16 protein-coding genes and 1 rRNA gene (1 of these 17 only partly in view) are annotated in these 14977 nt (G+C 43.1%); 9 read left to right on the forward strand and 8 right to left on the reverse strand.

The genetic code is table 11. The annotated features are described in order from the left end of the window. Positions 1-27: 27 nt before the first annotated feature. The 4 genes from QR721_RS04135 to QR721_RS04150 form a co-directional block, all read right to left on the reverse strand. A complete protein-coding gene (locus QR721_RS04135; protein WP_348029211.1) occupies positions 28-1020 on the reverse strand; it encodes a C40 family peptidase in 993 nt (330 codons plus the stop codon). A gap of 106 nt (positions 1021-1126) precedes the next feature. Further along, entirely contained in the window at positions 1127-1543 is a 417-nt protein-coding gene (locus tag QR721_RS04140; RefSeq protein WP_348029212.1) for a helix-turn-helix domain-containing protein, read from the reverse strand. A 183-nt stretch (positions 1544-1726) separates the two neighbouring features. Then, positions 1727-2290: a GNAT family N-acetyltransferase gene (locus tag QR721_RS04145; protein WP_348029213.1), complete on the reverse strand. Its 564-nt coding sequence runs from the start codon at positions 2288-2290 to the stop codon at positions 1727-1729. Between the two features lie 213 nt (positions 2291-2503). After that, positions 2504-3418 (reverse strand): TIGR01777 family oxidoreductase, encoded by a 915-nt coding sequence (locus QR721_RS04150; protein ID WP_348029214.1) that lies wholly within the window; start codon positions 3416-3418, stop codon positions 2504-2506. A gap of 102 nt (positions 3419-3520) precedes the next feature. On the opposite strand from QR721_RS04150, the gene recX reads away from it, so the two are divergent. Further along, positions 3521-4330, forward strand: coding sequence for a recombination regulator RecX (gene recX / locus QR721_RS04155; RefSeq protein WP_348029215.1), 810 nt, complete (start codon positions 3521-3523; stop codon positions 4328-4330). 42 nt (positions 4331-4372) lie between these two features. Here the strand turns inward: recX and QR721_RS04160 are convergent, their stop codons facing one another. Next, positions 4373-5359, reverse strand: coding sequence for a metal-dependent hydrolase (locus tag QR721_RS04160; protein WP_348029216.1), 987 nt, complete (start codon positions 5357-5359; stop codon positions 4373-4375). Between the two features lie 81 nt (positions 5360-5440). On the opposite strand from QR721_RS04160, the gene mutY reads away from it, so the two are divergent. The 4 genes from mutY to QR721_RS04180 all read left to right on the forward strand — a co-directional run bounded on the left by mutY (position 5441) and on the right by QR721_RS04180 (position 9352). Then, complete coding sequence (gene mutY / locus QR721_RS04165; protein ID WP_348029217.1) at positions 5441-6526, forward strand: A/G-specific adenine glycosylase; 1086 nt, start codon at positions 5441-5443, stop codon at positions 6524-6526. 82 nt (positions 6527-6608) lie between these two features. Beyond that, positions 6609-6806 carry a gamma-type small acid-soluble spore protein gene (locus QR721_RS04170; protein ID WP_348029218.1) on the forward strand — a complete coding sequence of 66 codons (198 nt, stop codon included), beginning with the start codon at positions 6609-6611 and terminating at the stop codon, positions 6804-6806. A gap of 170 nt (positions 6807-6976) precedes the next feature. Next, a complete protein-coding gene (gene ntdP / locus QR721_RS04175) occupies positions 6977-7510 on the forward strand; it encodes a nucleoside tri-diphosphate phosphatase (RefSeq protein WP_348029219.1) in 534 nt (177 codons plus the stop codon). A 99-nt stretch (positions 7511-7609) separates the two neighbouring features. Beyond that, positions 7610-9352: an ABC transporter ATP-binding protein gene (locus tag QR721_RS04180; protein WP_348029220.1), complete on the forward strand. Its 1743-nt coding sequence runs from the start codon at positions 7610-7612 to the stop codon at positions 9350-9352. 43 nt (positions 9353-9395) lie between these two features. Here QR721_RS04180 and QR721_RS04185 read toward each other — a convergent pair whose 3' ends face one another. Continuing rightward, on the reverse strand, positions 9396-10688 hold the full coding sequence (locus tag QR721_RS04185; RefSeq protein WP_348029221.1) for a glutamate-1-semialdehyde 2,1-aminomutase: 1293 nt from the start codon (positions 10686-10688) through the stop codon (positions 9396-9398). Between the two features lie 123 nt (positions 10689-10811). Between QR721_RS04185 and QR721_RS04190 the strand changes: the two genes are divergently transcribed. From QR721_RS04190 to perR, 3 genes are all read left to right on the forward strand, one after another. Further along, the gene (locus QR721_RS04190) at positions 10812-11240 is read left to right on the forward strand and encodes a potassium channel family protein (RefSeq protein ID WP_348029222.1); all 429 of its coding nucleotides are present in this window, start codon (positions 10812-10814) and stop codon (positions 11238-11240) included. An 82-nt stretch (positions 11241-11322) separates the two neighbouring features. Next, positions 11323-11793: a thioredoxin-dependent thiol peroxidase gene (bcp, locus tag QR721_RS04195; protein WP_348029223.1), complete on the forward strand. Its 471-nt coding sequence runs from the start codon at positions 11323-11325 to the stop codon at positions 11791-11793. 249 nt (positions 11794-12042) lie between these two features. Beyond that, the gene (gene perR, locus QR721_RS04200) at positions 12043-12492 is read left to right on the forward strand and encodes a peroxide-responsive transcriptional repressor PerR (protein ID WP_348029224.1); all 450 of its coding nucleotides are present in this window, start codon (positions 12043-12045) and stop codon (positions 12490-12492) included. A 51-nt stretch (positions 12493-12543) separates the two neighbouring features. On the opposite strand, the gene QR721_RS04205 is transcribed toward perR, so the two are convergent. Together QR721_RS04205 and QR721_RS04210 are read right to left on the reverse strand one after the other, a co-directional pair. Next, positions 12544-13152, reverse strand: coding sequence for an aminotransferase class IV (locus QR721_RS04205; RefSeq protein ID WP_348029225.1), 609 nt, complete (start codon positions 13150-13152; stop codon positions 12544-12546). 49 nt (positions 13153-13201) lie between these two features. After that, complete coding sequence (locus QR721_RS04210) at positions 13202-13585, reverse strand: YgzB family protein (protein ID WP_431189514.1); 384 nt, start codon at positions 13583-13585, stop codon at positions 13202-13204. Positions 13586-14046: 461 nt separating this feature from the next. On the opposite strand from QR721_RS04210, the gene QR721_RS04215 reads away from it, so the two are divergent. Beyond that, a 16S ribosomal RNA gene (locus QR721_RS04215) occupies positions 14047-14977 on the forward strand (it continues 633 nt past the right edge of the window).

Raw genomic sequence — 14977 nt, forward strand, 5'->3', positions numbered from 1 at the left:
CCGAGAGTAGGAGCGCATCTTTTTTTATTATTTGTAATAACGCCTTGCACCGGCATATTCATTTTTATAACCGGGTGCATTAATCGAGTCTATTCGAATGGAAGAAGCCGTATTTGGTGAGTGAATCATTTTACCGCCACCTGCATACATCGCAACATGGTGGACTTTTCCTTTTCCATTATTGTGTGCAAAGAAGAGGAGATCTCCAGGTTTTAGCTGTGACTTCTTTAGGGCTTGTCCGGATTTTGCCTGAGCAGTTGAATCGCGTGGAATATCAATGCCATTTGCTCGGTGCATTGCATATGTAAAACCCGAGCAATCAAAACCAAAGCCGGAAAGACCAGCCCAAAGGTAAGGAAGATTTAAGAATTGGCGTCCCGTTTTTACAAGGTTTTGCCCGGTAGGAGCGGGAATTTCCTTCGAATCTTTAAAAGCTTTAAAATTACCTTTCTTGAGCCATTTGGCGCTGCCATCTGGAGTAATAACTTTTGCATTTCCATTCTTAATTTCTAAAATAGGTAATCTTGTATTAAAGCTAAGATTCATTGCTTTCTTGGATAATGCAGCATCTCTATAGAGCAGGGCGGATTTTGAAGTAATCGAAGCAAAAGGTTTACTTTGTTGCTTATCAAACGACTTTGAGAACACAAGCTGTTCAGTTGGCACCCATCCAGTGTATCCATTTTTCTTACCTGGAACTATTTGAGAAGGAATGGATATCTTGCTCCAGCCTTTCTTCTGGCTTGTAATCAGAACACCTTCACCATATAAAACTTGGGTATCAAGCTTCCCAACGAGAGCGAGTTTGCTATGATAATTCATAGACTTGATCCATTTCTCAATGTCTGCATTTTTCTTTGCAGCGGGCTTGTCAATTTGACGGAGTACGGGATCTTTCCAAACGTTGATGACAGGAACATTAATATAAGCCTGTTTGATAGAAGTTCCTGATTTTGCAAAACTTGAAACTGGAAAACAAAGCATGAGGAGCGAGGCAATGAGGAGTATCTTTTTCTTCATGGATGAAGGAACATCCTTTCCAATATAGTAACCCTTATTATAGGCTATTTTCCGTGAATTGGAAATAGATACTAAAAAAGAAGACATCTTCATTGATGTCTTCTCTTTACGCTTGATCATATTCAACAATCTGATCCACAATTTCATGGAGTTTGTCCTGTTTGCGAATCGGTAGTTTGCTCATTATTAATATAGTTTTACCAAAATCAGGATGTGACAATACATAATGAATTAGCTTAAAGGCTTCTTCTTCATTATTACTTGAGGGCTTGTCTAATTTATAGAGTTCTCGATAATCTTTCAGAATTTCTTCATGGTAGATCGGATTACCAAGCAGATGGTCTGCTGTAATATGAAACGCCTTGCTTAATTGGAGAATCGCTTCCGCATCGGGCACTGTCATACCATTCTCCCATTTGCCGACAACAGAACGGGACACGTTCAGCATACTGCCGAGTTGTGCCTGGGTCCAACCATTACGATTCCTATGAAAATGTATGTTGTGAGCCAGTTGTTCCATCATGATCACCATTATCCAAAAGAGTTTCCGCTATTCGGTATGTTATATGCTATCATGATTGGCTGTTGTTTTAAGTTCAGTTATGTTCTTATAGAGAACCTAATTATTAATGCGTCTAAACAGAACCTAAAAGTAAACAAAAAACAGGAGCAGCACCTGCTACGAGGTGCTGCTCCTGTTTAACTATTAGCCGACATATCCTTCTTCAGTTGTCTGGCTTACAGGCATTTCTATAAATTGTTTGAGCGCTAGGTAATGGTCTTTTTCAACTACGAACAGATCAAAAATTTCACCATTCTCGTTAATCTGATCGTATACGTGTTTATGACTTTCATTAGCAAGACTCGTATATGGCAACTTAGTAGTTGATTTTCGTGAACGAATGTTTTCTTTTCGGATCTTCAAGTAAACCGTATCAATCGGAGTCTCCGTGAACAATTCATCGAAGAACTCTTCTTTGGATGTCTTGCTATAGCCTTTTCCGAAAAATGGCTGTCCAATCCAAGTTGCGAGGAATCCTGCTGATCCTTCAACATCAAAGAGGCTAATCGTACCGACTGGCTGAAGAAAATCATCAAGAATGGTACGCGTCACGATTTCCCCGGATTCATCCGACTCAATCAGCTTTTTTGTCTTAAAGTAAAATTCATCAACTGTATCACATTTCTCACGGACGTATGGATACACTTCTGGGTGACTCATCAAATCGAATAGTACAGGGACGTCGTTCAAATCTCGTTTTCTTAGCATATGAGATGCCTCCTTGATCTAGAGGTGGACAGGAGCATGACAACAACTTGCCCACCCGCGAATTTTTTGGTCTTTCATAAAAAATTCGGGATGGGAATCGAACCCACTAGAACCGGTCTAAACCGGTGGCGCACCATTTGCCTTTCCCGTATTTCAAATTTGATTTTACAACGTTTTGTTTAAAAAGAAAACAGGTTTTTTATTTAAATTTTGTTAAAGAATTGAGTCATAATTTTGCTCTCTTTTCTGAATATTGTGCAATGCTGCTTCCAGTATCGGAAACTGGAAAGTATACCCGAGAACAACGGCTTTCGCAGGCTTTACGCATTGGCCTTCAATGACCATTTCACTCATCTCTCCTGCTGCTAGTTTGACTAGAGAGGCAGGGGCCATTGTCCAATGTGGACGGTTCTGTACGCGGGCAATTGTCCGCATGAAGTCTTTATTTCTTTTTGGGTAAGGAGCAGTGAAATTCACTGGGCCACTAATTTCTCTCTCATCAATACAGAATTTGACCATTCGGGCGAGGTCATCAACATGAATCCAAGATACCCATTGTTCACCATCGCCGATTTTTCCTCCGATGAACAGTTTGACCGGTTTTTCCATAAGCGGCAAAGCACCCTCAGTACCAAGCACAATTCCAAATCTTGCTATGACTGTGCGAATGCCGAGCTCTTCTGCCTTTTTCGCTGCGGCCTCCCATTTTGTACAAACGTCTGCAAGGAAGTCATTGCCTGGTGTTGTTGTTTTCTCGGTGAAAATCTTATTGTCGGATGTTCCGTACCAGCCGACAGCTGAGGCGCTGATGAGTACATCCGGTTTCTCGTCCATATTCCTGAACAGTTCAATCAGATTGTTTGTCGTCTCAAGACGGCTCTTCAGAATTGCTTCTTTCCGTTCATCAGTCCAGCGACCGAATAGGGAGGCTCCAGCAAGATTGATTGCGGCTCTGATACGGGGAAGTTCTTCAGCTGCGACATCTGTGCTGACGTAATGTACTTTGCCTTTGCTTTCATGCTTTTCTGGAGAACGCGTCATAATATATACATGATGACCCTGGGAAGTAAGCAGCTTTACAATGTGGCTCCCCACAAATCCGGTCCCACCTGTTATAAGAATATTCATCTAAAATCGACTCCTGTCTTGTTTTTATATTCCAGCTTCATGGCTCTCTGCATCAGCGGGTGCAAATGTTATAATGAGAAAAAGACTGTTGGGGGAGAGTGCATGAAAAAAATCGCCCGCATCACGACACAAAAACGAAATAAAGAGAGATACAACATTTACATCTCGGACGGCGAGCGAGAATTTTACGCTTTCAGTGTTGATGAAGCCATACTTATACAATATGCCTTACGCAAAGGGATGGAGCTTGAAGATGAATTTCTTGATGAACTCCTCCGGCAAAACTCAATATATGAAGCGTATACCCGCGCCATTCATTTTCTAAGCTATCGCATGCGTACGAAAAAAGAAATAAAAGACCATCTGTTCAAAAAAGAAATAGAGCCGGAACAGATTGAACAAGTTATGGAAAGGCTTGAACGGGATAAACTCATTGACGATGCCGAATTCGCCAATATGTTCGTACGGACAAGAGTGAATACTTCTGATAAGGGACCGGGACATGTTCGTCGTGAACTCCTTGAAAAGGGCGTCGCACCGCAAATAGCTGAAGAAGCTTTGAAGTTCTACAGTTTTGAAGATGAACGTGAAAAGGCTGTGAAATTTGCCCAAAAGAAAGTGCGTCAACCTAAGCAGGAATCAAGCCTGCAATTGAAGCAGAGAATCCAGGCCTCACTCATGCAGAAAGGATTTTCTCAGGGGGCTATAAAGGAAGCATTAAACGAACTGTCGGATATCAGGGATGAGAATGATGAACAGGCAGCATTAAGCAGACAAGGGGAGAAGCTTCTTCGCAAACATGGACGGGCGTACGAAGGTTATGAGCTGAGGCAAAAAGTTACAGAAGCTTTATATCGAAAAGGATTCTCCTTTGATTCTATCCGCGCCTACCTTGACGAACATATGAAATGAAAAACACCCCGCTGTTCATTGCAGCGGGGTGAATTATTGTAATTAGAGAATGGAGTTTCCAGTGTTCAACTTATTCTGCAGTTTGTGTTCAGAGAAGATCCATCCTGTATATGAAGTTAGGATATTCAAGTTATCATCAAGGTGTACAACCGCAACGAAAGGATAATATCCTTTCGTCCTGTATCGCAAATCGATAAGACGCACTTCCGTGAAGTCATCAAAATCGGTGATCTCGTGGCGATATACTGGTGAAAACGAGAGGAAAGCTGATATATTCTTATCCTTTAGTGCCACATTCATGATTTCGGTGTCGGGGAGCGGTGTCCGTTCGAACTCATCAATGATTTGGATATGGCCGTTATCAACCGTACCGACATGAAATTCATCTTTTCCAGTAATCGCAACTCGCCAGCTGTTCTGCTTCGTTGTCGGAGAAGTTGCAACCCTCTCCGTATCTGGGAGGAATTCCTTGATTTTGCGCACGATTTCCCTTTTATCAAGATAGCGTTTAATATAATAGAGGAAAATGACCGCATATACGACGAGCCAGGCTTTTCCTGGAGGTGCTCCAAGAATCCAGGCTACAATGCCTACAATATGGAGTAGAAAAATATACGGGTCAAATGTATTGATGAATCCAAGGGCAATCCATCTGTTGGAAAAAGGTTTTAAAGCTTGTGTTCCATAAGCATTGAATATATCTACAAACACGTGCAGGGCGACAGCTAAAGCAATCCAGGACCACAAATGCAAGTAGCTTACTTCAGGAACAAACAAATAAATCGCACCTGAAATGAGCAATCCCCACATAATTACTGCGGGTATCGAGTGGGTCGGTCCCCGATGGTTTCTTATATAAGTAGCATTATTTCGTAATTTGAGCACTGTATCAAAGTCTGGTGCATGCGAGCCAATGATGGCCCCCGCAAAAATAGCATGAAATAACGTCGGGTCATTCGCGACAACAGGGTCCAGTGTAGACAGACCGCCGAGCGCAACACCCATGACGATATGTGTGCCTGTATCCATTGACGGCTCCTCCTCAAGTAAGAGAGCGTTAGTTTGTAAAGAATTTATTTTTTCATATTGTAACACAAAAGGAGTAACTTCATGAGTCAAATGCAAGAGAACAAATTGTCAACTTTCGACATATCAGGCTTCCAAGGAGACTTGATCGGCTGGTATAGCAATGAAAAAAGGGATCTCCCGTGGCGGCTTAATCGTGATCCATATAGAGTATGGATTTCTGAAATTATGCTGCAACAGACACGTGTTGATACAGTCATACCATTTTATAATAGGTTTATGGAGAAATTCCCCACAATTCAGGCTCTGGCAGATGCGGATGAACAAGAAGTGCTGAAAGCATGGGAAGGACTTGGTTATTATTCCCGCGCACGCAACTTGCAGACAGCAGCACGCGAAGTCGTGGCGCTCCACGAGGGAAAGATGCCTTCAGTTCCCAAACTGCTTGGAGCGTTAAAAGGAATTGGACCTTACACAAAAGGCGCTATCCTTTCGATTGCGTTTGGCCAGCCGGAACCAGCTGTTGATGGTAATGTCATGCGTGTCTTATCAAGAATTCTTGAGATTGATGAAGATATTGCCCTTCCGAAGACCCGCAAAACATTTGAAGCACTCGTGCGCGCCCTTATCTCTCATGAAGATCCTTCTTCATTCAATCAAGGTCTCATGGAGCTGGGTGCATTGATCTGCACACCACAGTCGCCGATGTGTTTGTTTTGTCCAGTTCAACAACATTGCCGTGCTTTCCATACAGGGCGTCAGTTGGAACTCCCTGTTAAGTCTAAGGCCAAAAAGAAGAAGACGATTCGCTACGCTGCTTTACTCATTCATAATTCCGATGGAAAAGTACTCATTGAAAAGCGTCCGCAAACAGGTCTGCTCGCGGGATTGTGGCAGTTTCCGATGATTGAAATGGGAGTAAAAGGCGAGACGTTAGAAGGGAAAGCTGCCAAAGAGCTTGGCATCGGACTTGAAGTGGGTGATAAGGCTGGAGTACTGAAGCATGTCTTTACTCATCTTATTTGGGAAATCGATATCTTTAATGCGATAACGACCGTTGCAGAGCCAGCATCGGAGCGGATGCGTTTCGTTACAATGGAAGAGATGGAAGAGCGGCCTTTCCCGGTTTCGCATCAGAAAATGATGCCATATCTTTCTAGAGAGCAGTAGAGGAAGTTTTGAAAAAACTTTTTAATTAATTTGGATAAACCGATTCACTTCTGGACAAATTACTTGTGCGGAGGTGATATCAATGGCTAAAAATTACGGTTCCAACTTCAGCAAAAAAGGCAAGTACGAAGAGGAGTTCGCTTCTGAAACGAATGTTCAGCAAGTAAAGCAGCAGAACGCTCAAGCGGCTCAAGGCACGTACAACACTGAATTTGCTTCTGAAACAAACGTTGAAGAAGTGAAAAAACAGAACGCACGCGCTGAGCAAAACAAAAAGTAAATGAATGAAACAGAGAAAAGGGCTTTCCAAAAAAATTGGAAAGCCCTTTTCTTCATGGAAAAATCATAAAACTTTAACTTTTACATGGCACACTTTATAATTGTTGTTGGAATAGTAGTGCAACCCGTATTATGCGAGTCGGTTTCGCATATGCAGAAAGGACGTATTTGATGAGTGCTCCTGAAGCAGGCTCCAATATCCAAATTAAAAGCTATAAACATAATGGCAAGCTGCACCGCATCTGGGAAAGCAGCCTTGTCCTGAAAGGAACTGAAACGGTCGTCATTGCCGGAAATGATAAGACAAGGGTAATGGAGAGCGACGGCAGGACTTGGATTACGAGAGAGCCGGCGATTACTTATTTTCACTCCAGGTATTGGTTCAATATAATCGGCATGCTTCGGACTGATGGAATTTACTATTACTGCAATATCAGTTCCCCGTTTGTCTATGATGAAGAAGCATTAAAATATATTGACTATGACCTTGATGTGAAAGTCTACCCTGATATGACTCATGTTCTGCTTGATGAAGACGAATATGAGCAGCATAGCCGGCAAATGAATTATCCTCGCGTCCTTGACAGGATTCTGCATCGTAACATTGATGAACTTCTCAGGTGGGTACACGAGCGCAAAGGTCCTTTTAATCCAGATTTTATTGACCAGTGGTATGAACGGTATTTGACATACCGTACATACTAGAGCATTGGAACCTTGCTGCTAAGCTATGCTTTTGCAGCAAGGCTTTGTTTGTTTTGTCGCCAGTCCCTGTAGTCAATCTCAGAAGAACAGAGGAGAATTATGAGCAGTATTAAACAATATTTAAACTTTGTTAAACCTTATAAATGGAAGATTCTATGGACGGTAGTAATCGGAATTGTCAAATTCGGTATCCCGCTTCTCATTCCGCTTATTCTAAAATATGTAATTGACAATGTGATCAATGCTCCAGGCATGGAAGATGCAGTAAAGCTGCACCGACTCTATTGGCTCATGGGAGTTTCATTCCTGATCTTCCTCATCGTCCGTCCACCTGTTGAGTATATAAGACAATATCTTGCCCAATGGGTTGGAAGCCATGTCCTATATGATATTCGGGATAGGCTGTTTGATCATTTGCAGAAGCTAAGTCTCCGCTACTATGCTAATACAAAGACGGGAGAAGTCATTTCCCGGTTCATCAATGATGTGGAGCAGACGATTACATTTGTTATTACCGGTCTTATGAATGTATGGCTCGATATTGTTACGATTCTTATTGCAGTCGGCATTATGCTTACGATGGATGTCCCGCTCACAATTGTTGCAATCATCCTGTTCCCGCTCTACGGCTTCGCGATCAAGTATTTTTATGCTCGGTTGCGCGCTTTGACTCGTGAAAGATCTCAAGCACTTGCGGAAATGCAGGGACATTTGCATGAGAGGGTACAGGGAACGGCGGTCATTCGCAGCTTTGCCAATGAAGACTATGAACAGGAACAGTTTGCAAAACGTAACGGCCATTTTCTCAAAAAGGCATTGACTCATACTGATTGGAACGCAAAAACATTTGCTGTGACGAATACAATTACAGATTTGGCTCCGTTACTTGTTATTGCCTATGCGGCTTACGAAGTGATCAATGGTAACCTGACTATGGGTACGATGGTTGCTTTTGTCGGTTATATGGAGAGAGTATACAGTCCATTGCGCCGACTTGTTAACTCTTCTACGACATTGACACAGTCCGTAGCTTCCATTGACAGGGTGTTTGAACTCTTCAATGAGCCATACGATATTAAGGATAAAGAAGATGCACCGGCGCTTGAAAAAGTTTCGGGGACAATTGATTTTGATCATGTCGCTTTCAAATATGAAGAAACCGGATCTTATGCTTTGACAGATGTGAATCTCCATGTACGAGAAGGGGAAACAATCGCTCTCGTTGGTATGAGTGGTGGAGGGAAATCAACACTCGTCAGCCTCATTCCTCGCTTCTACGATGTGACAGAAGGTGCAATCAGAGTCGATGGAAAAGATATTCGAGATGTCCAGATGAGAACTTTGCGGAATCATATCGGCATGGTGCTCCAGGATAATATCCTTTTCTCTGAGTCTATTGCCGTGAACATCCGAATGGGGAACCCGCAAGCAACTGATGAAGAAGTGATACGGGCAGCCAAAGCTGCCAATGCTCATGAATTCATTATGAATCTTCCAGAAGGCTATGATACGCTTGTCGGGGAACGTGGCGTCAAGCTCTCCGGCGGACAAAAGCAGCGGATTGCGATTGCGAGAGTATTCCTTAAGAATCCAGCAATCCTTATTTTCGACGAAGCGACATCAGCACTTGACCTTGAGAGTGAGCATCTAATACAGACTGCGATGGAGCGGCTTGCCGCAGACCGGACAACATTTATCGTTGCTCACCGGCTTGCAACGATTACTCATGCAGACCGGATTGTTGTCATCGATCATGGGAAAGTTGTTGAAACCGGATCCCATCAAGAGCTCATTGAGAAAAAAGGGTACTACTACGATTTGTACCAAGTACAGAATCTATGAAAAAAAGGAGAGGATCAGCAACCGCTGATCCTCTCCTTTTTAGTTATTTCATCTGTTTGAAGGCATTGCCGACAGCTTCGATTGTCTGATCGACGTCTTCTTCAGTATGTTCCGTTGTAAGGAACCATGCTTCATACTTTGAAGGAGCTAAATTAATGCCTTGTTCAAGCATAAGCTTGAAGAACCGGCCAAACTGTTCTTTATCGCTTGCTTCAGCTTCGGCATAATTTGTTACTTTCTCAACACCGAAGTAAACAGTAAGAGCACCGCGCATACGATTGACGAGGACACCTTCCATTCCATGTTCTTCTGCCTTTTCAATAATTCCTTTTTCTAACCGGGCTCCGAGCTCGTCCAGTTTTTCATAGACGCCTTCCTGAGCGAGCACTTCAAGGCAGGCAATACCGGAAGCCATGGATGCCGGGTTCCCGGCCATTGTTCCAGCCTGATATGCAGGACCGAGCGGAGCGACTGTTTCCATAATTTCTTTCTTACCGCCATATGCTCCGATTGGCAGCCCGCCGCCAATGATCTTACCCATAGCAGTCATGTCGGGCTCAACGCCGTAGATCTGCTGAGCGCTACCGTATGTAAAACGGAAGGCTGTAATTACTTCATCATAAATGACAAGTGCTCCAGCAGCATGTACCAACTCATTGACACTTTCAAGGAAGCCTTCATGAGGTTCTACGATTCCAAAGTTCCCGACAATCGGTTCAACTAGTACGCAAGCGACATCATCACCGAAACGATCAAGAGCTGTTTTAAGATATTCAAGATCATTAAATGGAACAGTAATCACATCTTGAGCGACAGACTGTGGAATCCCAGCAGAATCAGGAGTACCGAGTGTCGCTGGTCCAGAGCCTGCTTCAACTAGTACTGCATCAAAATGGCCGTGATAGCAGCCTGAGAATTTGATTACTTTTGTACGGTCTGTGTACGCACGAGCAACACGAATAGTTGTCATGACCGCTTCCGTACCAGAATTCGTAAATCGGATCTTCTCAAGAGAAGGAATAGCTTTTTTCAAAATCTGGGCAAATTCAGATTCAAGTCTCGTTGGTGTTCCAAACAGCACCCCATTGCGAGCTGCTTTCTCAATTGCTTTTGCGATATGGGGATGTGCATGTCCTGTAATGATCGGACCATAAGCTGCAAGATAGTCTATATATTTGTTGCCATCTGCATCCCAGAAATAGGCGCCTTCGCCTCGTTCCATATATACTGGTGTACCGCCGCCAACGCCTTTATAAGCGCGAGAAGGGGAATTGACACCACCGACAATATGTTTTTGTGCTTCTGCATGCAGTTTTTCGGATTGAGTGAAATTCATTTGTATGCCTCCTCAGTTATTCCATAACTAATGGTACAGGATACTGGTAAAAAAATAAATTGGCGAATTGTTCAGAAGAAGTGCATATATATTAATGGAAAGAAAATGTCGGAGGAAATGGGAATGAACTTGTTCATCTGGTCTATCGTAGGTGTCATCTGTTTTGTCATGTTCAGGAGCATTATTGAGTTCATTCAAGGTGAACGAACAAGAGGCATGCAGGAAAGTAGATTTTCAAAAGAACTGTTCTATACATTACTCGTAATTTACTTGATCGTGCTTGTCGGATTCGGTCTGATTTATTTCATACTGTCCTTGCAACAGGAAGTATTGTTTGAATCGGCGCAAGAATTGCCACGCGGAATCATTGAAAAAATGCTTGATTCCATTTATTTCAGCGGTGTAACACTGCTTACGATTGGTTATGGTGACATATCTCCACTTGGAGTTGCAAGAGGAATTGCGCTAGTCCAAGCCCTTGTAGGATATGTGCTCCCTACAGCTTTCGTACTTAGAATTGTTCAGAACAGGGCAGCTCGAGATAGATTATAAATCCTTTTATTTCATTAAATTATGGCAATTGTGCTATACTGATTCATATACAAACATCACCAAGTATGGAGGGATTATTATCATGGCAGTAGAAGTTGGCAAAAAAGCACCACAATTCACACTACCTAACCAGGAAGGCAAACAAATCAGCCTCTCCGATTACGCAGGCAAAAACGTCGTTCTTTATTTCTATCCAAAGGACATGTCCCCAGGATGCACAACTGAAGCATGTGATTTCCGCGACAAGCACGAAAGCTTTGGCGAGTTGGATGCTGTAATCGTCGGTATCAGCCCGGATCCGGTAGACGATCACAAGGAATTCATCAACAAGCATGACCTTCCATTTGAATTGCTTGCTGACGAAGACCACAAAGTATGTGAAGATTACGATGTATGGAAGCTAAAGAATTTGAACGGCAAAGAGTTCATGGGTGTTATCCGTTCAACATTCATCATTGATAAAGACGGAAACATTCAGAAGGAATTCCGTGATGTACAAGTTGAAGGTCACGTTGAGAGTGCGCTTCAGTACATTCGCGAAAACCTTAAGTAATTTTCCTCGGACAGCCGTCAAGCGGCTGTCCGTCTTTTTAGATAAAATGTGGTCATGGGAAAAACTTTTATATTTACTCAATAGAGCCTTCGGAAGGCTTACAATGAAACAGTTATGTCAATTTTTTGTATGAAATGTTTTACAGATAGATTGACGGGTATGCTATTTGGGAGTAAACTGTAAATGTATATATAACATCGTCCATTGATTAATGAACTACTGTATTAAGATTATTTGAAAGCGAGGTGCATGACGGTGTCTGAAAAAAGATTGTCACGCGCGATCGACACGCTGAAACAGTCAGGTGTCCGGATCACACCCCAACGTCATGCGGTTCTTGAGTATCTTTTGAACTCAATGGTCCATCCTACAGCTGACGACATCTATAAAGCGCTTGAGGATAAATTCCCGAATATGAGCGTTGCCACTGTATATAACAATTTGCGAGTGTTGCGTGAAATCGGACTCGTCAAGGAACTCACATATGGAGATTCATCGAGTCGTTTTGATTGTGATATGTCTGATCATTATCATGTAATCTGCGAAGCATGCGGCAAAATTGTTGATTTCCACTATCCACCGCTGGATGAAGTGGAATCTTTGGCTGAACAGGTGACAGGTTTTGAAGTGAGCCACCACCGGATGGAGATTTATGGGAAGTGTCCAGACTGCCAGAAGCAGTTAACTGCCAAGCATTAATTATGAAAGCCCCGGTCAGTACTCTTATTGAGTGCCTGCCGGGGCTTTTTATTATGATAAATGAACACGAATCCATTTTCGTACACTATTTACAAGCCAGATGTCTGTTGCATTTCTAATGTCTTCCTTATGTAATATGCGTTCTTGGACAGTACCGTCAGAAACGAGTTTTCTACGTAATGTTCCGTTTAAAAGTCCACAACGAACGGGGGGAGTATAGAGGGAGCCATCAAGGCGAACAACGATATTCCCAATTGTGAATTCTGTGATCTCTCCGTTTTCATTCCAAAGCAGTGTATCAAATATATTTTTGTTTTTCTTCTTATTATATAGATATCGATTTGTTGTTTTATGATAAAGCAGTACATTTTCGCTGTTTATTGGAGAAGATGCAATATCTGCAGTAACTGGCTCGGCAATGGGGAATATTTCATCTGTCTGCCATTCACAGTAGCCGTCTTTGTCCAAAAGGAGACGTACTTTCCATGAGCGGTCCGGTCGATCAGCTCGAATATTCGCCAATTCGTTTTTGATTTCCTCCAAAGGGAGCTTGTATTGAAAAACTGAAGCGGAGGCAGCCAATCGTTCGAAATGATTTTCGAGTACCAGGTAGTCTCCGTCATGCAGACCGAATGATTCAAGTAGTTTAAAAGTTTCCAATCAAGATTCCTCCTCAAATCGGCTTAAGAAAAGAACCAGCTGCGTTGATTCATTTCGCGGCGTGGTTCTTTTCTTGTTTTCTGTATTTCTTTGCATTGTACTTTTCATCAAATTCTTTTCCTTCAAGAGAAGGGTCCATCGTCAGAGGCTGTCGGCAATGCATGCAAGCATCTACACGTCCAAGCATCTTTGTCGGTTTGCTGCAACTTGGACAAGTTACCGGGATGGCTTTTGTTGAGAGCATTCCAATCCATAGGTAGACAACACAACTGAATAGAATTGCAAGCATACCTATAATGAAGAAGATCAGCATGAGCCATTCAACTTTTCTCAGCATAATACCGCCGTACATAATAATCATGCCGATGAAAATCAAGCTTAGTGCAAACGTGCGTATTCTATTGATCTTATTCTTATAAACAATATCCGCCATGATTGAACCTCCTTATTCAGAACATTCATTAATAGTGGTAATTATATCATTAAGAAGTATTTGAAACTATAGAGAGTTGCGGTCATTCTGCGAAGAGGGGGGCAAGTTATTTATTTAGCAATTAAGCTATTGACTTTGAATTGCTGGCATGGTAAATTATTTATTGTCGCCAAAAGCGGTGGCAACAAAAAGTGAAATAAACTGTTGACATCTAATTCGATACAATGTATAGTTAATAAATGTCGCAGCAAGTTTTGCAGAAGCTCAACAAATTTTCTTCTAAAAAAAGTTGTTGACAAGTGAAACAAAATGTTATAAGATATAGAAGTCGCCAAAACAAAGCGACTAAGAAATTCGTTCTTTGAAAACTGAACAAACAACCATTTATGTCAGTAAGAAACGGTATAACCGTTTAAGTTTTACTAGCTAAGACATCATCTTCGGATGATGTGAAACAAACTTTTTTGGAGAGTTTGATCTTGGCTCAGGACGAACGCTGGCGGCGTGCCTAATACATGCAAGTCGAGCGCGGGAAGCAGGCAGATCCCTTCGGGGTGATGCCTGTGGAACGAGCGGCGGACGGGTGAGTAACACGTGGGCAACCTGCCTGCAGGATCGGGATAACTCCGGGAAACCGGAGCTAATACCGGATAATACTTTCTTCTTCATGGAAGAAAGATGAAAGACGGTTTCGGCTGTCACCTGCAGATGGGCCCGCGGCGCATTAGCTAGTTGGTGAGGTAACGGCTCACCAAGGCAACGATGCGTAGCCGACCTGAGAGGGTGATCGGCCACACTGGGACTGAGACACGGCCCAGACTCCTACGGGAGGCAGCAGTAGGGAATCTTCCGCAATGGACGAAAGTCTGACGGAGCAACGCCGCGTGAGTGATGAAGGTTTTCGGATCGTAAAACTCTGTTGTAAGGGAAGAACAAGTACGATAGTAACTGATCGTACCTTGACGGTACCTTACCAGAAAGCCACGGCTAACTACGTGCCAGCAGCCGCGGTAATACGTAGGTGGCAAGCGTTGTCCGGAATTATTGGGCGTAAAGCGCGCGCAGGCGGTCCTTTAAGTCTGATGTGAAATCTTGCGGCTCAACCGTAAGCGGTCATTGGAAACTGGAGGACTTGAGTGCAGAAGAGGAGAGTGGAATTCCACGTGTAGCGGTGAAATGCGTAGAGATGTGGAGGAACACCAGTGGCGAAGGCGACTCTCTGGTCTGTAACTGACGCTGAGGCGCGAAAGCGTGGGGAGCGAACAGGATTAGATACCCTGGTAGTCCACGCCGTAAACGATGAGTGCTAGGTGTTAGGGGGTTTCCGCCCCTTAGTGCTGAAGTTAACGCATTAAGCACTCCGCCTGGGGAGTACGGCCGCAAGGCTGAAAC

The sequence above is a fragment of the Aciduricibacillus chroicocephali genome, assembly GCF_030762805.1.
Classification (GTDB): Bacteria; Bacillota; Bacilli; order Bacillales; family Amphibacillaceae; genus Aciduricibacillus; species Aciduricibacillus chroicocephali.

Excerpts from the sequence above, each read along its gene's own strand:
- QR721_RS04190 (WP_348029222.1), top strand. The coding sequence starts at position 10,812 with ATGAACTTGTTCATCTGGTCTATCGTAGGTGTCATCTGTTTTGTCATG.
- QR721_RS04145 (WP_348029213.1), bottom strand. The coding sequence starts at position 2,290 with ATGCTAAGAAAACGAGATTTGAACGACGTCCCTGTACTATTCGATTTG.
- QR721_RS04185 (WP_348029221.1), bottom strand. The coding sequence starts at position 10,688 with ATGAATTTCACTCAATCCGAAAAACTGCATGCAGAAGCACAAAAACAT.
- QR721_RS04150 (WP_348029214.1), bottom strand. The coding sequence starts at position 3,418 with ATGAATATTCTTATAACAGGTGGGACCGGATTTGTGGGGAGCCACATT.
- QR721_RS04135 (WP_348029211.1), bottom strand. The coding sequence starts at position 1,020 with ATGAAGAAAAAGATACTCCTCATTGCCTCGCTCCTCATGCTTTGTTTT.
- mutY (WP_348029217.1), top strand. The coding sequence starts at position 5,441 with ATGAGTCAAATGCAAGAGAACAAATTGTCAACTTTCGACATATCAGGC.
- QR721_RS04170 (WP_348029218.1), top strand. The coding sequence starts at position 6,609 with ATGGCTAAAAATTACGGTTCCAACTTCAGCAAAAAAGGCAAGTACGAA.
- recX (WP_348029215.1), top strand. The coding sequence starts at position 3,521 with ATGAAAAAAATCGCCCGCATCACGACACAAAAACGAAATAAAGAGAGA.
- QR721_RS04180 (WP_348029220.1), top strand. The coding sequence starts at position 7,610 with ATGAGCAGTATTAAACAATATTTAAACTTTGTTAAACCTTATAAATGG.
- QR721_RS04210 (WP_431189514.1), bottom strand. The coding sequence starts at position 13,585 with ATGGCGGATATTGTTTATAAGAATAAGATCAATAGAATACGCACGTTT.
- bcp (WP_348029223.1), top strand. The coding sequence starts at position 11,323 with ATGGCAGTAGAAGTTGGCAAAAAAGCACCACAATTCACACTACCTAAC.
- ntdP (WP_348029219.1), top strand. The coding sequence starts at position 6,977 with ATGAGTGCTCCTGAAGCAGGCTCCAATATCCAAATTAAAAGCTATAAA.
- QR721_RS04160 (WP_348029216.1), bottom strand. The coding sequence starts at position 5,359 with ATGGATACAGGCACACATATCGTCATGGGTGTTGCGCTCGGCGGTCTG.
- QR721_RS04140 (WP_348029212.1), bottom strand. The coding sequence starts at position 1,543 with ATGATGGAACAACTGGCTCACAACATACATTTTCATAGGAATCGTAAT.
- perR (WP_348029224.1), top strand. The coding sequence starts at position 12,043 with ATGACGGTGTCTGAAAAAAGATTGTCACGCGCGATCGACACGCTGAAA.